The organism is Paenibacillus sp. MDV22-iso6, assembly GCF_058408365.1.
Genome location: NZ_JBZVDZ010000003.1, coordinates 575,096 through 595,609 on the forward strand (window position 1 = coordinate 575,096; position 20,514 = coordinate 595,609).

At 42.0% G+C, this 20,514-nt stretch carries 17 protein-coding genes; 16 read left to right on the forward strand and 1 reads right to left on the reverse strand.

Going from position 1 to position 20,514, the window contains the following annotated elements; all coding sequences use genetic code 11:
• The first annotated feature begins 165 nt into the window (after positions 1-165).
• The 14 genes from AC4PM4_RS11725 to AC4PM4_RS11790 all read left to right on the forward strand — a co-directional run bounded on the left by AC4PM4_RS11725 (position 166) and on the right by AC4PM4_RS11790 (position 14,611).
• Positions 166-5,157 carry a fibronectin type III domain-containing protein gene (locus AC4PM4_RS11725; RefSeq protein WP_491613658.1) on the forward strand — a complete coding sequence of 1,664 codons (4,992 nt, stop codon included), beginning with the start codon at positions 166-168 and terminating at the stop codon, positions 5,155-5,157.
• A gap of 150 nt (positions 5,158-5,307) precedes the next feature.
• Entirely contained in the window at positions 5,308-5,715 is a 408-nt protein-coding gene (locus tag AC4PM4_RS11730) for a TIGR03826 family flagellar region protein (protein ID WP_090808887.1), read from the forward strand.
• Positions 5,716-5,868: 153 nt separating this feature from the next.
• Positions 5,869-6,153, forward strand: a complete 285-nt coding sequence (gene flgM / locus AC4PM4_RS11735; RefSeq protein WP_090808885.1) for a flagellar biosynthesis anti-sigma factor FlgM — start codon at positions 5,869-5,871, stop codon at positions 6,151-6,153.
• Between the two features lie 9 nt (positions 6,154-6,162).
• Complete coding sequence (locus AC4PM4_RS11740) at positions 6,163-6,663, forward strand: flagellar protein FlgN (RefSeq protein ID WP_090808883.1); 501 nt, start codon at positions 6,163-6,165, stop codon at positions 6,661-6,663.
• A 26-nt stretch (positions 6,664-6,689) separates the two neighbouring features.
• Positions 6,690-8,225 carry a flagellar hook-associated protein FlgK gene (gene flgK / locus AC4PM4_RS11745; protein ID WP_090808882.1) on the forward strand — a complete coding sequence of 512 codons (1,536 nt, stop codon included), beginning with the start codon at positions 6,690-6,692 and terminating at the stop codon, positions 8,223-8,225.
• A 25-nt stretch (positions 8,226-8,250) separates the two neighbouring features.
• Positions 8,251-9,177 (forward strand): flagellar hook-associated protein FlgL, encoded by a 927-nt coding sequence (gene flgL / locus AC4PM4_RS11750; protein ID WP_090808880.1) that lies wholly within the window; start codon positions 8,251-8,253, stop codon positions 9,175-9,177.
• Positions 9,178-9,187: 10 nt separating this feature from the next.
• Entirely contained in the window at positions 9,188-9,757 is a 570-nt protein-coding gene (locus AC4PM4_RS11755; RefSeq protein ID WP_090808879.1) for a DUF6470 family protein, read from the forward strand.
• Positions 9,758-9,834: 77 nt separating this feature from the next.
• Positions 9,835-10,296: a flagellar assembly protein FliW gene (locus AC4PM4_RS11760; RefSeq protein ID WP_256337974.1), complete on the forward strand. Its 462-nt coding sequence runs from the start codon at positions 9,835-9,837 to the stop codon at positions 10,294-10,296.
• 1 nt (position 10,297) lies between these two features.
• The gene (csrA, locus tag AC4PM4_RS11765; protein WP_491613688.1) at positions 10,298-10,531 is read left to right on the forward strand and encodes a carbon storage regulator CsrA; all 234 of its coding nucleotides are present in this window, start codon (positions 10,298-10,300) and stop codon (positions 10,529-10,531) included.
• A 149-nt stretch (positions 10,532-10,680) separates the two neighbouring features.
• Complete coding sequence (locus AC4PM4_RS11770; protein WP_491613659.1) at positions 10,681-11,859, forward strand: flagellin N-terminal helical domain-containing protein; 1,179 nt, start codon at positions 10,681-10,683, stop codon at positions 11,857-11,859.
• Positions 11,860-11,996: 137 nt separating this feature from the next.
• The gene (locus AC4PM4_RS11775) at positions 11,997-12,377 is read left to right on the forward strand and encodes a flagellar protein FlaG (protein ID WP_310854934.1); all 381 of its coding nucleotides are present in this window, start codon (positions 11,997-11,999) and stop codon (positions 12,375-12,377) included.
• A gap of 22 nt (positions 12,378-12,399) precedes the next feature.
• Positions 12,400-13,872: a flagellar filament capping protein FliD gene (gene fliD, locus AC4PM4_RS11780; protein ID WP_491613660.1), complete on the forward strand. Its 1,473-nt coding sequence runs from the start codon at positions 12,400-12,402 to the stop codon at positions 13,870-13,872.
• A gap of 21 nt (positions 13,873-13,893) precedes the next feature.
• Entirely contained in the window at positions 13,894-14,283 is a 390-nt protein-coding gene (fliS, locus tag AC4PM4_RS11785; protein ID WP_465117808.1) for a flagellar export chaperone FliS, read from the forward strand.
• Positions 14,270-14,611 carry a hypothetical protein gene (locus tag AC4PM4_RS11790; protein ID WP_465117807.1) on the forward strand — a complete coding sequence of 114 codons (342 nt, stop codon included), beginning with the start codon at positions 14,270-14,272 and terminating at the stop codon, positions 14,609-14,611. Before fliS ends, AC4PM4_RS11790 begins: the two co-directional genes overlap by 14 nt.
• A 466-nt stretch (positions 14,612-15,077) precedes the next feature.
• Here AC4PM4_RS11790 and AC4PM4_RS11795 read toward each other — a convergent pair whose 3' ends face one another.
• Positions 15,078-16,145, reverse strand: coding sequence for a hypothetical protein (locus AC4PM4_RS11795; protein ID WP_491613661.1), 1,068 nt, complete (start codon positions 16,143-16,145; stop codon positions 15,078-15,080).
• 460 nt (positions 16,146-16,605) lie between these two features.
• Here AC4PM4_RS11795 and AC4PM4_RS11800 point away from each other — a divergent pair, with 460 nt between their 5' ends.
• Both AC4PM4_RS11800 and AC4PM4_RS11805 read left to right on the forward strand, forming a co-directional pair.
• Positions 16,606-16,803 carry a cold shock domain-containing protein gene (locus AC4PM4_RS11800; protein ID WP_024631599.1) on the forward strand — a complete coding sequence of 66 codons (198 nt, stop codon included), beginning with the start codon at positions 16,606-16,608 and terminating at the stop codon, positions 16,801-16,803.
• Positions 16,804-17,770: 967 nt separating this feature from the next.
• Positions 17,771-20,386, forward strand: coding sequence for an S-layer homology domain-containing protein (locus AC4PM4_RS11805; RefSeq protein WP_491613662.1), 2,616 nt, complete (start codon positions 17,771-17,773; stop codon positions 20,384-20,386).
• Positions 20,387-20,514 lie beyond the last annotated feature (128 nt).

Sequence of the window (20,514 nt, forward strand, 5' to 3'; positions counted from 1 at the left end):
GTATATTGGTTGTTTAACGAAATTATGAATATATATTAAATAAGAATATTTTTACATGTAAAAAAGAGGGATTTATTCTACCTTGTAGAATAGATAGTTCTGCCGTTCACCATGGGTGACAGCACAGGGAGTGGCACAACATATCTTTTGAAGGAGAGAACAACGGTGGGTGCAGGAAAAAGAAAAAATAGGTTTTACTTATGGACCGTCCGTTTACTGGTGCTGATGCTGGTATTCGGGCAGTTTGACGTGTACGGGGGAAATCGGGCAAATGCCGCAACGAATAACGGAGTCGTCTCATCGAGTAATGACTTTCAGTATGTGATGACGAACAACAACGGTAAATTACAGGTGAATCAGAAGGATGTTGATCTTAGTTGGGTTAGATCCTACAATATTTCAACAACAGGTTACTCTTTTACAAGAAGGCAGTCCATCTTGGGATTTACCAGTGATATTACGAATATAAGTTTCGGCTCGTATACATCCAAGTATACTGGACAGATCGACAATGCATTTCTTATTGATCTAAGTAAGGTTCGTGATTACTTCACTGAGATGACGTATAGACAATCCGGCATGGAAGTGGGGCAATGGACAATCTCAAACTATAATGTTCTGGGTCAGCTTACACCGGTTGATGTATACAATTATGATGTTAGGCAGTTAAGTTTGATCGTTAATGCGGATACGGGAGAGGTAGTGGACTTTTATTCTGAACTGAACCCATATTATACACGCAAAGCAGAGCCGGCCTCTTTTACCAAACAGCTGGTAGACCCGGTGACGATTAGCAACATCCCTTCTATTCCGGCTGGGATCACAGGAAAACAAAGTGAAAATACGGTTAACTTGAGCTGGCAGCATGCACAGCAGGCCGTACAATATGAAATTGAGGAGAATGGGGTCGTTAAAGGGCCTTACTATGGGACAACCTTTGGCAGCAATTCATTATTGCCTGATACGTTGTATTCCTATAGAGTACGTGCTCTAAATTCAATAGGTACAAGTGATTGGAGCCCTATGTATGAGATCAAAACTTTGCTCCAACAACCGGTGGTTTCGGCAAGCTCCCAGGAAGGTAAAAATATTATCCAATGGAATGCGGTTGATGAGGCTGATCGTTATCAATTAAAGATTGATGATGAAACGCCTATCGAGCTTGGCAATGTGACATCTTATGAGCATGAGGGTCTCGCAGCAAATTCAAGTCATACGTACACGCTAAAAGCTCTGTCCTCCAACAATGAGAGCGACTGGAGTAAAACAATAACGCAACTGGTCGTTCCGGACTCCGTCAGTGGTTTGAAAGTAACAGAAGCAACATTTAATAAAGTTGCACTATCCTGGACCGCTGTAAAAGGTGCAACGGGTTACGATTTGGAGATTGACGGTAATATCGTGGCTGTGACTGGTACCACATATAGCAAAACAGGACTCATTCCTAATACAGAACATACTTTCCGCTTAAGACCAAAAAATACAGGCGGGGCAGGCAGTTGGTCTGATCTTTTAACCGTGTCAACTCAATTGAGCACACCTGTATTAAAATCAAGTCCTTCACAGGAAGAAATTATTCTCGTTTGGCCTTCTATTGAGGGTGCTACTTCATATGAAGTTGAAGCCGATGGAGTAATTGCAGGTATTGTTGTAGATCCGACATTTACGCATATCGGACTCACACCAGGTACAGCTCATAAATACCGTGTGCGTGCTTTGACAGATACCAATACAAGTGCGTGGACAGCCGTACTGAGTCAAAATACGCTACCAGGTTCTGTTGCAGGACTAACAGTGAACTCTGTAACCAATGCGGCTATAGCGTTAAAATGGACAACTGTAACTGGAGCCACTGGATACGATCTTGAAATCGACGGTACGGTTGTCTCTGTCACCGGCGTTGCCTACACGAAGAGTGGTCTTGCAGCCAACAAAGATCACACCTTCCGCATCCGGTCGAAGAATGCTGCCGGTGTAGGAGCATGGAGTGATTTGATTAGCGGAACCACATTATTAAATACACCAGTTTTGAAAGCCGCATCGGAAGAAACGGCTATTAATCTGACATGGGCAGAAATCGCTGACGCTACGAAATATGAAGTAGAAGCCGATGGCGTGGTCGTGGGGACAGTGAGCGAACCTTCATACACGCACAGCAGTCTGCTCGCAGGGACAGCACATAAATATCGCGTACGGGCTTTGACCGACACCAACACAAGTGCATGGACAGCCATTTTGACGCAAAGCACATTGCCGACCTCTGTTACTGGGCTGACTATTAACACCGTAACGAATGCAGCAATAGCATTGAAATGGAATGCAGTAACCGGAGCAACGGGGTATGACCTGGAGATTGATGGCGCCGTAGTATCCACTACCGCCACTGCCTACAACAAGAGTGGTCTTACAGCAAATACAGACCACACCTTCCGTATTCGTTCCAAGAATGCCGCAGGCGTAGGAACATGGAGTGATTTGATTAGCGGAACCACGCAATTGAACACTCCTGTATTGAAAGCGACGTCCGAAGAAACGGCTATCAACCTGACGTGGGCAGAAATCGCCGACGCTATGAAATATGAAGTGGAAGCTGATGGCGTGGTAGTGGCGACAGTGAACGAACCTTCGTACACACATAGCGGCTTGCTCGCAGGAACAGCACATAAATATCGTGTACGTGCTTTGACGGATACCAATGTGAGTGCATGGACAGGCATTTTGACGCAAAGTACAATCCCAGCTTCCGTCAGTGGACTGACTATTAGCTCGGTAACGAATGCAGCAATAGCTTTAAAATGGAATACAGTAACTGGAGCGACAGGTTACGATTTGGAGATCGACGGAACAGTTGTCGCTGTTACTGGTGTTGCCTACACGAAGAGTGGTCTTGCAGCCAACACAGATCACACTTTCCGCATTCGCTCGAAGAATGCTGCAGGTGTAGGAACATGGAGTGATTTGATTAGCGGAGCTACGCAATTGAACACTCCTGTATTGAAAGCCACATCGGAAGAAACAGCTATTAACCTGACATGGGCAGAAATCACCGACGCTATGAAATATGAGGTGGAAGCTGATGGCGTTGTAGTAGCAACAGTGAACAACTCTTCATACACGCACATCAGCTTGCTGGCAGGAACAGCACATAAATATCGCGTACGTGCTCTGACCGATACCAATACAAGTGCGTGGACAGCCATTTTGACGCAAAGCACAATCCCGGCATCCGTGAGCGGATTGATTATTACCTCGGTAACAAATACAGCAATAGCTTTAAAATGGAATGCAGTAACTGGAGCAACGGGTTATGATCTGGAAATTGATGGTGTATTAGTATCCACTACAGCTGCTGGCTACACGAAGAGTGGTCTCGCAGCCAATACAGATCACACCTTCCGTATCCGCTCCAAGAATGCCGCAGGAGTAGGAACATGGAGTGATGTGATCAGCGGAACGACGCAATTGAACATCCCAGTGTTGAAAGCGACATCGGAAGAAACAGCTATTAACCTGACGTGGGCAGAAATCGCCGACGCTACGAAATATGAGGTAGAGGCCGATGGCGTGGTCGTGGGGATCGTGAACGAACCATCGTATACGCACAGCAGCTTGCTCGCAGGAACAGCGCATAAATATCGCGTACGTGCTCTGACCGATACCAACACAAGTGCGTGGACAGCCATTTTGACACAAAGTACAATTCCAGCATCCGTGAGCGGATTGACTATTAGCTCGGTAACGAATGCAGCAATAGCTTTGAAATGGAACGCAGTAACCGGAGCAACTGGTTACGATCTGGAGATCGACGGAACAGTTGTTGCTGTCACCGGAGTTGCCTACACGAAAAGTGGTCTTGCAGCCAATACAGATCACACTTTCCGCATACGCTCGAAGAATGCTGCAGGTGTAGGAACATGGAGTGATTTGATTAGCGGAACTACGCAATTGAACATTCCTGTATTGAAAGCGACATCGGAAGAAACGGCTATTAATCTGACATGGGCAGAAATCGCCGACGCTACCAAATATGAAGTAGAAGCTGATGGAGCAGTAGTAGCAACAGTGATCGAACCATCGTACACGCACAGCAGCTTGCTTGCAGGAACAGCACATAAATATCGCGTACGTGCTCTGACCGACACCAACACAAGTGCGTGGACAGCCATTTTGACGCAAAGCACGTTGCCTGCTTCCGTTAGTGGATTGACTATTAGCTCGGTAACGAATGTGGCGATTGCACTAAAATGGAACGCAGTAACTGGAGCTACCGGATATGATCTGGAGATTGATGGCACCGTAGTATCCACCACTGCTGCTGCCTACACGAAGAGTGGTCTTACAGCCAACACAGATCACACCTTCCGCATCCGTTCCAAGAATGCCGCGGGAGTAGGAGCATGGGGTGATTTAATCACCGGAACCACGCAATTGAATACCCCAGTGTTGAAAGCGACATCGGAAGAAACGGCTATTAATCTGACATGGGCAGAAATCGCCGACGCTACCAAATATGAAGTAGAAGCTGATGGCGTGGTCGTGGGGGCAGTGAACAACCCTTCATATACGCATAGCAGTCTGTTCGCAGGAACAGCACATAAATATCGTGTACGTGCGCTGACCGACACCAATACAAGTGCGTGGACAGCCATTTTGACGCAAAGCACATTGCCTGCTTCCGTTACTGGATTCACTATAAACTCCGTCACGAATGTGGCAATAGCTTTGAAATGGAACGCAGTAACTGGAGCAACTGGTTACGATCTTGAGATTGATGGCGGCGTAGTGTCGACAACTGCTGCTGCATACACGAAGAGTGGTCTTACAGCCAACACAGATCACACCTTCCGCATCCGGTCGAAGAATGCCGCTGGCGTAGGAACATGGAGTGATTTGATTAAAGGAACAACACAATTGAGCACCCCAGTATTGAAAGGGGCCCCAGACAGTACGGGTATTGTATTAACATGGGATGCAGTCATTGGTGCCTCTTCGTATGAAATTGAAGCAGATGGTCAAATCGTAGCGACAATAAATGATATAACCTTTATTCATTCTGATTTGCTTCCATCAAGCCTTCATAAATATCGCATTCGTGCACTGAATGATCAAAATATGAGTGCATGGACTTCTGTACTAAGCATCAAAACATTGAATTAAGGATCTAGATCAGGGGTATAGGTTGCGCATACATGCACCCTATACCCCTTTTTTATTCGCAAAGAGGCTATGGACTTGAAGTGAGAAAATAAGGTAATGTATAGTTATTATCCATTTCGGAATAGGAAGTTTGAGAGGGGCGTTTTAGCGATGAATCTGGGTAATTGTCCGCGTTGTGGCAAATTATATGCGTTGAATTTTCGGGATGTATGCTCGAACTGTATCAAGGAAATTGAACTGGAATACCAGACTTGTGTGGATTATCTACGCGAAAACAAGGGCACTAACATACAGGAACTGTCTGATGCAACAGACGTTTCAATTAAAAATATTACCAAGTTCATTCGTGAGGGACGGATTTCCATCGAAAACGCCCCCAATATGATGTATCCTTGTGAAGTGTGCGGAACCCTGATCCGTGATGGCCATATGTGCGACTCTTGCCGGAATCGTTTGACGAAAGATTTGGCTGGAGCGGCTCGAGAAGTAGGTCAGAAGGATAACGGCAGCATAGGCGGACGAACCTATAATGCTGTCGACAAACTACGGGATCTATAGGAACGAGGGCTTAAATACAAGTTTTGCTATAACAAATGTTTTGGAACGTACCGATAAACTTATTAAAGATTATCGGTTTTTTTTATTATCCTAATCGTTCGACAATATAAAGATAATGTGAAAAATCTTAAGGTGGAAGGAAGTGCAATTCGTATGAAAATCAATGAACCGAGTAGAATTGGTGCAATCAATTCATATCAGAGGAACGTTGAATCCAATCAGCAGGCTGATGCCAAAAAGAGCCGCCGTAAGGACGAGGTATCCATTTCTCCGGAGGCGATGAAGATGCTTGAGGAACAAGGTCGTACACAGGATGCAGGACGATTACAACGGATACAGGAACTGAAAGAACAGGTAAGTTCGGGAACTTACCAGGTAGACAGCAGTAAACTTGCTGACAAGTTACTGCCGTACTTTAAGTCTACCGGGGAACAATAGGAGGCAACCATGGCGTTAGCTCAACTTTTTAATGTTCTAGATCAACTTGATGCTGCTCATCAGACCATGTTGCATTGGGGAAAATCCAAAAGAACTGCAATAATGAATAATCAAGTCAGTGAGCTGATTCAAATCAATAATCAGGAATCAAGGGTCCTTAAGGAGATACTTCGCCTAGAAGAAGAGCGAGTTAATTGCTGTCACTTGTTTTTACAAGAGAAAGGGATTAAATCCGCTCTGAACTTAAACCTTACAGAATTATCACGTTTGGTATTTGATCCGAAGGATAAGGAAATCTTGCTTGGGAAGCAACAGCAGTTGGCTAATTCATTATCAGAGCTTAAGGCATTAAATGATATGAACCAAACCCTTGTTGAGCAATCACTTCAATTTTTGGATTATTCTATGAATCTGTTTAGTGGAGTTCCTGATCAAGAAGTAACTTACCAACCTCCTGCTGGAAAACAAGTCGGAGGAAGTCGCATAGGAATGTTTGATACTCGCGCGTAGAGCGCATAAGGGGGAAGTATATTTCGATGGTATCTACATTTCACTCCATTGAAACGGCGAAGAGGAGTTTGTTTACTCATACAACTGCCTTAAGTACGACTGGACATAACATCGCAAACGCAAACACGCCGGGATACTCTAGACAACGTGTTAATATGAATGCTTCTATATCAATAGATGCACTGGGAATGAATCGTTCTATGGCCCCGGGACAACTCGGTACAGGGGTGGAGTTCAATTCAATCACTAGAATAAGAGAAGCGTTTTTAGATACTCAATATAGAGGAGAAGCAAATGCCTCTGGTAGTTGGAATATCCAATCTGATTCTCTTAGTAAACTTGAGGGCATATTTAATGAACCATCAGACACAGGCATTCGAACAGTAATGGATCAATTTTGGAAATCGTGGTCGGAGCTAAGCAAAGATCCTGAAAATGAGACAACACGTAAAATTGTGAAGGAAACGGCAGTAGCCATGACCGATGCTTTCAACTATATGAGTCGCCAATTAGATAGCCTCAGTCAGGATTTAACAACGAACGTTGGAGTAAAAGCGAACGAGGTTCAGAACTATCTCACATCTATTGCTGATTTAAATGATTCTATTAGAAAGCTGGAGTCCTTGGGTGATAACGCGAATGATTTGAGAGATCAAAGGGACCTGTTTACTGACAAATTGTCACAAATTGTGAATATTACTGTTCAAGAAACTGACCAAGGGTACACGATTTCCATGGGGGCCCAACAATTAGTCAATGGAACAGCAGTTACGCAGGTAGACAGTGCCTTCTTAGAGAATGCATACAATGCAGGCGGAATTACTGGCGGTGAAGTCTATGGTATGTTGTATTCACGCGATGTATATGTTGCGGATTATCAGCAACAACTTAACAATATGGCTAACACGCTTGCTAATGGTGATGTACAGGTTACCCTTCCTAAAGGTTCCGTTCTTCCCCCAGGAGTGACTGTAGCTGGAGTAACCGGTAGAAACGTTACCGAAGACACCGTTGTTACAGTTAAAGGACTTAATGGCCTACATCAATTGGGATATACTTTGGATGGGACTACAAAGGGTGGTTTGCCGTTTTTTGAAGCTCAAGGTGGAGGGGCAATCACAGCAGGTAATATTCGTTTAAATGCGCAAATTGAGGAGAATCCGAAATTGATTGCTTCTTCAATGCGTACAGTAGGTACAGAACCTAATGAACAGGTTGTGGCTGGTAGTAACTCACTTGCGCTTTTAATTTCAAATTTAAAAGATCTTAAATTCCAATCACCTGGGGGAACTCAAACAGGAACAATTGATTCTTTGTATAGTTCTCTGGTGGGTCAGTTAGGTGTGCAAGGTCAAGAGGCATCGCGTCAGACAGAGAACGCATCACTTTTGTTACAACAGGTAGACAGCAGACGCCAATCGGTAAGTGGTGTATCCCTGGATGAAGAAATGTCCGATATGATTAAATTCCAACATGCCTATAATGCATCTGCACGTTTTATGACCACATTTGATGAAATGCTCGACAAATTAATTAATTCAACTGGCGTAGTTGGCCGCTAATATATGAAGAAAGGGGTAGTGAGTCGTGCTTAGAGTAACCTCAAATATGATCAGTTCCCAACTCATGCATAACTTGAACCGTAATACGGTACGTATGAGTGAGACGCAAAATCAATTGGCTACAGGACGCAAACTGAACAAGCCCTCCGATGACCCTGTAGGTATTACGTATTCTCTCCGGTACCGTACTGAATTATCAGCTAATGATCAATACTCTCGAAATGTGAATGATACTTTATCCTGGTTGGATCACAGTGACCAGATGTTAGATCAGACAGGTAATATTATTCACAGACTCAAGGAGTTAAACGTACAAGCCGCCAGTTCTACTAATCCTCAATCTGCACTAGATAGTATAAAAACAGAAGTCATGCAATTAAAAGAGCAGTTAATCGATATCGGAAACAGCAAATTGAATGGCAAATATGTCTTCAATGGTCAATCTTATACGCAAAAACCTTACGACTTCGTTAAGGATGCTAATGGTAATTCGATAACGACAGATGTTCTACCTACAGATAATAACAACATTATTTATTCGGTTGGGGAAAGTGTACAAATGGGCATTAACGTTACGGGATCTGCTATTTTTGGCTCAACAGGTGATACATCCGAGGATGATCAATTGTTCACAACAATCGATCGTTTAACGGAAGCACTTACGAATGGGGACTTCGAAGCAATCGGCGCTCAATTGGACAAGTTCGACAGTCGATTGGAGAAAATCACAACGATTCGAGCTGAACTTGGTGCCAAAACCAACCGGGTAGAACTGATGCAAAGTCGTCTCCAAGACTTGGGTATCAATCTGACAGATCTGCAGGCCAAGACGGAAGATGCTGACTATGCAGAATTAATTATGAATTCTTCAATCCAAGAGAACATATATAATGCGACTCTGTCAGCCGGTGCTAAAATCATTACGCCTTCACTTGCCGATTTCTTAAGATAGGAGGTGCATCTTGAGTATACCTCAGATACAAATCCATCAGCAGCCATCTATTTTAAGTATTGTAGCTGAACTAGGAAGCTATTCGATTGAACAGCCGCGTGCGGAACAGACAATCCGTTCCACCCCTGCGCAGCTGAATATTCAGAAGCCTGTTTCGACGCTTGAAGTGAATCAAGAAAGCGCCTGGAAGGCATATAATGGTGGGGCTACACTTGAGATGAATCAGCGGATCTATTCTCAATTGTCATCGATCTTTCTGCAGGGAATCGCTAGACGAATGCAGGAAGGACATCAAATGGCATCCATTCATATTCCGGGAAACACCATTTCCAACATCAAAGGGAAGTCTTGGGATAAGGATGGTTTTGTAGAATTTCGGGGTCCGGCTTCTTTTGATAATGTAGATATTCGCTTTGATCTTCAGAAAGCAGAATATCAATATGTAGAGGGCTCGTTAGAGATAGACGTTCAGGTGAGGCGTCCTGAAGTTGAATATACCCGAGGCAGATTGGACATCGCAGTACAACAATACGCTAAGGTAGAGATTACACCACCGAGTTTTGAGCAGTGGATGGGTTAGGGTTGGAATATATTGAAGCTGTAGAGGTATAATGAATGCCATCTATAGCTTTTTTTCATTTAATAAGAGAGTGGGGGATGATGATGGTCGTAGAGACTACTTCATCGGTTACAGAGGATTTTTCGGAGAATCTGATTTTTCATTTTACTAAAGGCATTCCCGGGTTTGATCAAGTTAAGGATTTTGCATTTATTCCTTTTCCGGAAGGGCCATTTGCTTATTTACAGTCCGTTGAACACGAAGATATATCGTTGGTTATAGCAGACCCGTTCGTATTTTATCCGAATTATCAATTTGAGCTGGCAGATCATGTTGTGGAAGAGTTGTCTTTGCAATCCAATTTACTTGTGCGTTGTGTGGTAACGATGAACAAGGATGTGGGCAAGTCAACGTTAAACTTGTTAGCGCCTATCGTACTTAATCTGGAAATGCGATCAGGTAGGCAAGTTATACTTCAGCAATCCCCATATCAAACCCGACATCCGTTATGGAGAGAAGCAGAAGAACAGCGGAGTATGGCTGATAAGGATGGTGAATAGTATGCTAGTCCTGTCCCGAAAGAAAGGCGAATCCATAATCATTCAGGATGAGATTGAAATAACTGTCTTAAGTGTTGAAGGAGATAACATTCGAATTGGAATTAAAGCACCCAAGGATATCGAGATATTCCGTAAGGAAGTGTATCTGGCTATTGAAGAAGCGAATCGTGAATCGGCAGCTCAACAAGTGGATCAGATTGAAACATTGATGAGACATTACAGAGAGCCAAAATAAATTTTCTAAAAAACTATATTTACTATAAAGTCAGAGTCATATTCGGTCGATATATATATTAGACGCTAGTTCGGAGGGGCGGCCGACCTTAACGAATCAAGCTAACCACATGGATGTGGACATTTATTAATTTCAAGGAGGAAATTCTAATGATTATCAACCACAATATCGCGGCTTTGAACACGCACCGTCAACTGGGTGCAAACACAGGTGCTTCTTCTAAAAACTTGGAAAAATTGTCTTCCGGTCTTCGTATCAACCGTGCAGGGGATGATGCTGCTGGTCTGGCAATCTCCGAAAAAATGCGTGGTCAAATCCGTGGTTTGGATATGGCTCAAAAGAACGCTCAAGACGGTATCTCCCTGATTCAAACAGCTGAAGGTGCATTGACTGAAACTCACAGCATCCTGCAACGTATGCGTGAATTGGCTGTTCAAGCTTCTTCCGATACTAACGAAGGTGTTGACCGTCAAAAACTTCAATCCGAAGTTGACGAATTGTCCAAAGAAATCAAACGTATCTCTACAGATACTGAGTTCAATAACCAAAAAGTATTGGATGGTTCTTTCGCAGATAAAACTTTCCACATTGGTGCTAACTCTGGCCAAAGTATTAAGCTGACAGTTAATAATATGAGTAATGATTCATTAGCAGTAAATGGTGTTACGAGTAAAGAAACAACATCAGATGAATTAGGTGTAGTATTCACAAGTTATGAGGGTGCAGCTGTTGAAGTTAAGACAACAGGATTATTGACAGGTACTACAAAAGATGATTTCGTTAAAGAAACTACTGCTAAATTTAATGCTGCTGGCGAACTTGAGCTTACTTTGAGACAAGGTCCTGGTACTGGAACTGCTGCTGGTGATATTTTAGCTACCCGTGATGAAATTGCATCAGCAATTCAAAAAGCATTTTCTTCAGCAGGTAAGGACATCACGGTGAAATCCGATGGAAAGAATACAGATATCGCTGTTGCTGATGTAACAGTAGATTTATCAGATCTTAAAGTTGATGATACTAAAGGTATCCGTATTTCTACTCAAGGAAATGCTGACAAAGCAATTACTACAATTAACAATGCTTTGAATACAGTATCCGAAGAGCGTTCTAAACTGGGTGCGAACCAAAACCGTTTAGAGCACACAATCAATAACTTGGGTGCAACTTCCGAGAACTTGTCAGCTGCTGAATCCCGTATTCGTGACGTTGACATGGCGAAAGAAATGATGTCGTTCACGAAGAACAACATCCTTACACAAGCTGCTCAAGCGATGTTGGCTCAAGCGAACCAACAACCACAAGGCGTTCTGCAATTGCTTCGTTAATATCTATTATTATTTTATCCAAGAACTGCTGGGCCATATGGGCCAGCAGTTCTTTTTTTATTAAAAAGGGTAAAGCCAAAGCTACTAAAAGCCGATATATATAATATTGGAATAAACGAGTGGGAGGTCTGAAGAATATGAATCCTGATGTGTCTTTCACAGGTGGTTCTGTGAATCAGAGAAGTAGTTCCACATATACATCTTCTTCATCAAGTAATGCGTCACTCACATCTCAGATAATTAATCAGCAGCAGATGGATCAACTGGAGAAACAGGGTCATAAAATCCCTGTAGGCGAAGCTCAGTTAATAAAGGCCATTGATCGTGCACTAAAAGCATTAGAAGGCCCTGAAACAGCCTTTGAAGTTGCAGTACATAAAGAAACGCACTCGATTATGGTTAAGGTGCTAAATAAGGAAACTGGTGAGATAATTCGTGAAATTCCACCAGAGAAAACGTTGGATCTGGTAGCTAAGATGATGGAGTTTGCTGGGATTATTATAGATGAAAAAATATAAATTATAGAGGAGAGTTAATATTATGAGAGTTTCTGGATTAACGTCAGGTATGGATACCGACACTCTGGTCAAACAAATGATGACAGCTGCGAGGGCTCCCCTTGATAAGCTGTCACAACAAAAACAGACATTGGAATGGAAACGCGACAGCTATCGCACAATTAACAGCCAATTGGTAGATTTTCGTAACAACAAGTTGAATAAATACCGTATTTCAACGGAAGTGAATGCATACAAATCAGAAGTAACGGGGGATACGGCAGCTATATCGGTGAAAGCATCTCCAACAGCGAGCCAGGTTCCCATGACTATAACAGTGGCTAGTGTAGCAACCCAGAGATCGCTTGAGAGCAGTGAAACACTAGGTGCAGGAATAACCAAAAATTCTAAGTTAAGTGATCTAGGGGCAGGTGGTACTTTTACATTGAGTGTAAAGAGTTCTGCGACTGCTAGTCCTAAAGAAATTACTTTCTCCAACACGGATTCCATTGATGCGGTGATCAAAAAAATAAATGCAGATACCAGTATTAATGCAACTGCTTCATTTGATGAAGCGAGTGGGAAAATCACACTTAAATCCAAAGAATATGGAAATTCTGATTTTTCATTTTCAGGTTCATTAACGGATGCGTTTAATATGAGTACAAGTGTTGCAACAGGTGGGAAACAAGCTGATGTAACAATTAACGGTAAACAGATGAAATTGAATACTAATACGCTGCGAATGAATGGTGTAGACATTACGATTCTTGCTAAAACAGAGACAGATAAACCAGCGATTGTGAACACTAAAGTTGACTCTACTAAAATGGTTGAGACGATTAAGTCATTTATTAGTGATTATAACAGCGTATTAAATACATTAAACTCTAAACTATCCGAAGAGCGCTACAGAGATTTTGCTCCGCTTACTGATGAGCAAAAGAAAGATATGAAAGAAGATGATGTCACTAGGTGGGAAGCAAAGGCAAAGAGTGGCCTGTTAAAAGGGGATGAAATTCTTAATCAAACCGTAACCAACTTAAGGAATTCTGTTGTTTTTGCTAAAAGTACTTCGGGTATAACTTTGAGCTCGATTGGAATCACTACAGGGCAGTGGTTTGAAGGTGGGGCTCTTAGTATCTCAGATGAAGCCAAATTAACCAAGGCCATAGAAGAAAATCCAGATGAGGTAATGGAGTTATTTACCGGATCTGCAGATGGTACTGCTACTAAAGGTCTGTTCAATGAAATGTATGATAAAGTGAATATTACACTAGGACAAATGGCTAGTCGTGCAGGAACTTCGAAGTATTCGACAGATATCGGTGTATCTTTTAATGAAGACAGCAATATGGGTAAAGAACTGAGTGATTTGAAAAGCCGAATGTCTGCTATGACTAAGAAACTTACAGACCTGGAAACTCGATATTATAGCCAGTTTACAGCTATGGAGCAGGCCATTAACAAAATGAACTCTCAATCGTCAAGTCTGGCTAGTTTTGCAGGTCAATAAGATTAACAGGAGTGAATAGAAATGATATCATCCCCTTATGAAAAGTATAGACAATCCGCCGTGCAGACCGCACCTTCTCAACTGTTGATTATGCTCTATGATGGTGCAATTCGTTTTGTAAAAGGTGGGATAGAAGGTATTACTGGACAAGAAGTGCAAAAATCCAATGAATTTTTCAAGAAAGCTCAGGATATTGTAAGTGAGTTGCGAGCCTCTCTGGACTATTCTTATGATGTATCTCATAATTTGTCATCCTTATACGAATATGTGAATTACTTGTTAATTGAAGCTAACATCAAAAAGAATGTTCAACCAGCTGAAGAAGCTTTGGGATACTTAGTGGAATTAAGAGAAACATGGTCCCAAGCGGCAAAATTAACTACAGGGAATGCAGACCATGTTACTGGATGAACAAATTGGTGAGTTGGAGTTAATGACATTAAATGTAGTTAGACAAATTCCGCAGATTTCGTATCAAGAACTTGAGGAATTTGTCGAAGGGCGACAGGGACTGGTCGACGGCATAGGAGATTTATTGAATGATAATTCTTTGTCTGATTCTCAGAAGAAACGCATAGACCATATACTGCAATACGATTCATTAATTCTAAATCAAATGTCTCTGCTCAAAAGTGAGTCGGAAGAATGGTTAATGCAAAGGGGGCAGGCCAAGGCTCAACGCCATGCATATGAATTGTCATACACCCCGGATAGTATATTGATGGATCAAAAAAAATAAGTGGGATATTATCAATTACTCCTTAAAACACAAGGACTACCTTAACTTGAATTTCTAGTTTATTATTAGAACTTATCAAGATTAAAGGGGTCCTTTATGTTTTAATGACAGTATGTGCTTGCTCAGTGTAAATTCATAATTTAAATTCTAAGCTTCTGCACAAATATTTTGGATTAATCTCAAAAAAATTTGTTATAAGATCCCACCTTGCCTGATCGCATCCCCACTATGACTCCCCAGACCACCTTTCGATCCAAATGCCACTGCCACTCCATTAACGGCTTGCTAGGATCACCAAAAAACTAACACCCTCTCATATAATCATAGAATTCCTTAGAACGCCTAGTAGCAATAGTTCGTAATTCAGCAATTTGGCACCGTTTTCTTGATCTAAACTTCCAGCGCAACTTCAACATCAATTCCGTAAAGTTTATTCATTTTTTATTCAATGACGGAGCTATTTTGTCTAATAGATTGTTATCAGATAAATCTGTTCATCTTCTACTGGATAATGAAAGGATAGCGTACGCGAACCGTATTTGTAGATCATGTCATATCCGCCTTCTGCTTCATTTAAATATTCCTTCTGTGGTTTACCTAGCCACAACTTCACCGTTTCGGGATAGAGATTACGTTGCTCTGCGAACAGGTTGAAGACCATGATTCTAGATCTGTTGTCCAGTTCGTGCAGGTAAGAGTCAAAACCGATTGCGTATTGCGAATAAACGTAATATGCTCCCCATTCGCCGTTCTCCTTGAATTTAGCGTTTTTTAATGTATTGAGCATGGACTTGTGGGTCATGCCCAGCTTGATATTGGGCTGATTCGGCAGAATACCTTTTACAGCAGATGTCTTCAGACTTTCGAGATAGGCTTTATCTCCGATTCCTGAGTTAGGCCATGTTGGTTGATCAAAATTAAGATAACGAGTGTCACTTAAACGCAATTCTAATTTACTAATGTTGAGTTTGAAGGTTTCTATTTCATATTTAAACACAGTGTTATTGTAGAACTTGAACTGCATCCGTGCGTCAGACAACATCCGTATGCCGTTATCGCGGCCAGCAGGATAGAAATTATTTATTTTTTTGCCTTTGTTATCTACGAATTTTAACGGTTGCAATACACCTGATCGAATAATAAACGGTTTAGCCAAATTAAAGTTGGATGACCCCCACTCCGTGATGAACAGCATATCTGGTGTAAGTTTTTCCTTACTCTTAATGGTGTAATGCCAGGTTTGGGGTAAGGTAATAGAATGAAGGTCGAGGTCCGCGGACTGAACTGTGCCGTAGGAGGCCCCTTTTTTTAACAATGCTGCGCGATAAGTGCCTGTATATGTAGGGTCACCAGGATTGTTGTTAGTCCAAAAGTCTTCCTCTGTTAGGGTGGAGCTTTTTTCATCTTGAGCAAAAATAAAGATCGTATATTGCGTTTGGTAGGCATCACGAAGTGTGAAGGATAACCGACTGATTTCTTTCAATTCCTCTGCAGGTATCCGATTCCCTTGAGCATTTGTTTGCGATGGAGCCAATACCAATATCCCGGAAAAAAAGATAGTTAGTAGAATTATAGCAATCCATTTTTGGTTCCGAAGTGAGTGAATCATTTCTACAATCTCTCCTTGTTAAATGAAATATAATTGTTTCGGTGGATATACTAAATTTTAACATGCCGATCTAACCTTTCACCATTATAATATGTAAACTTTTCTCGTAGCGGGTAGCTGAAGAGTCGGGTGATATAGAAATCCTATTTAAGAACCAATCTTATCTTGAAAATAGCCGAAATTAAACTTATCACTAGTTTAATAACCTGATATATTAACAATAAACCAACGTTCAACACAATCTCCAATTAATCTACAAAAAATTCCAAGAAAACATTTACTTTACCAATTGACAATGGATAAGATTAGGTGATATCATCTGAGTTGTGGGCAAGGGTCTTTGACACAACCTCACTTCATTTGATGACGAAGGGAATGTTAGTGCATGCAAGGTAAAGTAAAATGGTTCAACGCAGAAAAAGGTTACGGTTTCATTGAAACTGAAGACGGCGGCGACGTATTCGTACATTTCTCCGCAATTCAATCCGAAGGATTCAAAACTTTGGAAGAAGGTCAATCCGTAGAATTCGACATCGTCGAAGGCGCGCGTGGACCGCAAGCAGCTAACGTAATCAAATTATAATCATCCGGACAATCCGACCTACATATATGGTTAGATGGTTACCAATTGAATTAACGCTAGCATCAGACTCCGGTTTTTCCGGGGTCTTTTTTTGTTTGCGCCTAGCCAAGGTGTAAAAAGAAACATTTATCTAGGACAAGAGAGAGCCTCCCCTCGAAACGATGAGCAAAGGCTTTGTAACGTGTGAGCCCTTGGAAGTTTAGAGGATAAAGAGAAAGTTGAGTCTGGAACTAGAGAACCCTCCCTCGTGGGTTTCATGCGCTATACGACAAGGGTTACCTAGTAAATGTTCTTAGGGGAGTATGGAAACAGGTCAAGTCGAGTGGTGGTAGTCGTGGCATTTATGGAGTGACGCTAAGCTATTAGAAAATGACTAAATGATGAAATGAATCTGTATTGACACAGGAAGAAGAACATCATAAAGCAGTTTGAAACCTCATGCGCAGTTTTATGAAGGGAAGCTAGAAAAATAGAAAAGTAAAACAGAGGGCTTATCCTTGCAATGAAATTTCAGTCTCCTATTCTACTACTAACAAATCTCAAGAACTATACATCAAGACTATTTGGATAAAATGATTTCAACATGATTTTATAGTACCTCTTGTTTTTAATAGTTATATCATGCTACTTGAGGTACTTTATGAGCTCATTCTGGAATCAGACTTGGTATTATTTTTATCAGTGCACAAAACTGAAAGGTCTATGGGGTAAATATGCAAATTTGACGCTGAGTAGCTGGATAAGGCTTGTAAATAGTGAGGTTTTGTGGGAAAGAATACTAGTTTCCTTCCTGAACCATTATTAAAAGTTAAAATATAGTAGAATAATTCTATTAACATATGGTAGTATAGATCTAGTTTGATAGTTAATTAGACTCATATAACAGATTGTTAGATTTCTATTAATCAGCTAACAACCTGTTAAAACGATTTTGGATGGATAATACATAAGACTTTAGGAGGACAACATGAGTAAAAAGAAGAAACTACGTGGAGCAGTTGTTAGTGCTTTAAGTTTGACTATGGCATTGTCTTCGCTTAGTCCTGTATCTGCACAATCTGTAAATGATGTACAAGGGCACTGGGCAGAGCAACAAATTCAAAGCTGGATTGAGAATGGTAGCTTGAAAGGTTATCAAGATGGTTCAGTAAAACCGAATAATTCTATTACGCGCGCCGAATTCATTACATTGGTTAATCGCATGTTTGGATTCACAGACCCAAGCGCAGCTAATTTTAAAGATTTGTCCCCGTCCAACTGGGCATATAACGATGTAGCAAAAGCAGTTAATGCTGGTTATGTGAAAGGGTACTCGGATAACACCTTCCACCCTGGTTCCAACGTAAGTCGTCAGGAAGCTGCAACAATGATTTCAAATATTCTTGGATTGAACACTAGCAACACCGAAGAGATCAGCCAATTCAAGGATGCAAGCAAAATCCCTGCATGGAGCCAAGGGAGCATTGCGGCAGTAATTGAGAAAGAAATCATGAAGGGTTATCCAGATGGTACGTTCCAAGCCCAGAAACAGTTAACACGTGCAGAAGCGGTAGTACTTATTGACTCTGCCATGAGTAACCGGACAGTTACTGCAGAAACTGTAACTATTGATCAAGCGGGAACTTATGGTAGTTCGCAAGAGACGAAGATTGTCAATGGCGATGTGATTATCAATGTGCCGGGCGTAACTTTGGAGAACTACGAAATCAAAGGGAACTTGTTGCTCGCAGCAGGTATTGGCAGTGGAGACGTAACAATTAGAAACGTAAAAGTTCACGGCACCACCAACGTCGAGGGTGGCGGTGAGAACTCTATTCATTTCGTGGATTCAGTGCTGGTCAACATTTTAGTTAATAAAAAGGATGGTACAGTTCGTCTAGTAGCTGAAGGTACCACTAAAGCCCAGAAGGTTATTGTTCAATCATCAGCTAAATTGGAAGAGAGCGATCTGAACGGTGAAGGTTTCACCGATGTTGAATTGGCCAAACAACTGCCAGCCAACGCAACAGTACAATTGAACGGTAAATTTGACGACGTTGATATCTTTAGCGCATCCGTATCCGTGAAATTGCTCAGTGGTTCGATTCAGGATGTAACAGTTGATGCTGCAGCTGCTAACAATACAATCCAATTGAGCAGTGGTGCGCAAGTTGTAAACTTGGTATTGAACGCCATCTCTAAACTACTGGGTGCTTCCAATATTACAACAGTAACACTTAATTCTGGTTCTCAAAATTCTACTTTTGATGCAAGACCGAGCAATGTCCAGGGTGACCAGAAAGGTAGCATTATTGTAAACACACCATCTACTACAACTACAACTTCATCATCAAGTGGTGGATCTTCTAGTGGTGGATCTGGGGGTGGTTCCACAGGTGGAGGCGGTGACCAAACGAAGGTGACATATACAGTGACTTTCAACCTCAACGGAGGAAATGGCAATGCTCCAACTGCAGCTACAGTGGAAACAGGTAAAACAGTGACTTTGCCAGCTGAACCTACAAGAGATGGTTATGCTTTTGCAGGCTGGAACACAGTAGCGGATGGAAGTGGAGCACCTGTGGACGGTACAACTGTGATCAACGGGAACACTACGGCATATGCACAGTGGTATTTAGCCGCACCAGCGAACGGATTAAAAACGCTTAACGTTGCGAGAGTAACCGAAACTGGAGCGAAGTTCCTAGCAGCAGGTTTAGTTAATGAGAGTGGTGCCGAAGTGCCAAGCACCCTGGGAGACATCAAAGATTATATCGAAGATAAGTATGATGTATTATTCAATGCAGAAGCCATTTCGGTTGTAGATGGAAAAATCTCCATTACAGGAAGTGTGTTGAGTCCAGCGGATTGGGCCAAAGTGAAGGCGAACGGCAATAAAACCATTCCGTACCGCATTACATTGTTGGAGGACGGCACGAAAGTCAAAGCCGCTAAAATTGCAATGTATCAGGATGGAAATGCTGTGATTGAGTCCTTCCAGTCAGAAGAAGTAACGCAATATACCGTGAGCTTTGATCTGAACGGAGCAAATGGTACAGCCTCAACTGCAGCTACTGTGGAAGCAGGTAAAACAGTGACTTTGCCAGTTGCACCTTCAAGAGAAGGGTATACTTTTGCAGGTTGGAACACAGGATTGGATGGAACTGGAACACCTGTGGACGGTACAACCGTGATCAACGGGAACACTACGGCATATGCACAATGGCATTTAGCTGCACCAGCGAACGGATTAAAAACGCTTAACGTTGCCAGAGTAACCGCAACTGGAGCGAAGTTCTTAGCAGCAGGTTTAGTTAATGAGAGTGGTGCCGAAGTGCCAAGCACCCTGGGAGACATCAAAGATTATATCGAAGATAAGTATGATGTATTATTCAATGCAGAAGCCATTTCGGTTGTAGATGGAAAAATCTCCATTACAGGAAGTGTGTTGAGTCCAGCGGATTGGGCCAAAGTGAAGGCGAACGGCAATAAAACCATTCCGTACCGCATTACATTGTTGGAGGACGGCACGAAAGTCAAAGCCGCTAAAATTGCAATGTATCAGGATGGAAATGCTGTGATTGAGTCCTTCCAGTCAGAGTAGGACAATTATAAGCACTGCAGTAGTAGAAGGCAAAAGCTAAAGAAGCGAAATTTTTAGTGTTTAATATAGTTCGGAAAATATATTACTGTGTAGCCTTATGGAGAGAGAACATCCATAGGGCTATTTTT

Bases quoted from the DNA above. Each gene is read 5' to 3' on its own strand.
- AC4PM4_RS11730 (WP_090808887.1), top strand. From the start codon at position 5,308: ATGAATCTGGGTAATTGTCCGCGTTGTGGCAAATTATATGCGTTGAAT.
- flgM (WP_090808885.1), top strand. From the start codon at position 5,869: ATGAAAATCAATGAACCGAGTAGAATTGGTGCAATCAATTCATATCAG.
- AC4PM4_RS11740 (WP_090808883.1), top strand. From the start codon at position 6,163: ATGGCGTTAGCTCAACTTTTTAATGTTCTAGATCAACTTGATGCTGCT.
- flgK (WP_090808882.1), top strand. From the start codon at position 6,690: ATGGTATCTACATTTCACTCCATTGAAACGGCGAAGAGGAGTTTGTTT.
- AC4PM4_RS11760 (WP_256337974.1), top strand. From the start codon at position 9,835: ATGATGATGGTCGTAGAGACTACTTCATCGGTTACAGAGGATTTTTCG.
- csrA (WP_491613688.1), top strand. From the start codon at position 10,298: ATGCTAGTCCTGTCCCGAAAGAAAGGCGAATCCATAATCATTCAGGAT.
- AC4PM4_RS11770 (WP_491613659.1), top strand. From the start codon at position 10,681: ATGATTATCAACCACAATATCGCGGCTTTGAACACGCACCGTCAACTG.
- AC4PM4_RS11775 (WP_310854934.1), top strand. From the start codon at position 11,997: ATGAATCCTGATGTGTCTTTCACAGGTGGTTCTGTGAATCAGAGAAGT.
- fliD (WP_491613660.1), top strand. From the start codon at position 12,400: ATGAGAGTTTCTGGATTAACGTCAGGTATGGATACCGACACTCTGGTC.
- fliS (WP_465117808.1), top strand. From the start codon at position 13,894: ATGATATCATCCCCTTATGAAAAGTATAGACAATCCGCCGTGCAGACC.
- AC4PM4_RS11790 (WP_465117807.1), top strand. From the start codon at position 14,270: ATGTTACTGGATGAACAAATTGGTGAGTTGGAGTTAATGACATTAAAT.
- AC4PM4_RS11800 (WP_024631599.1), top strand. From the start codon at position 16,606: ATGCAAGGTAAAGTAAAATGGTTCAACGCAGAAAAAGGTTACGGTTTC.
- AC4PM4_RS11805 (WP_491613662.1), top strand. From the start codon at position 17,771: ATGAGTAAAAAGAAGAAACTACGTGGAGCAGTTGTTAGTGCTTTAAGT.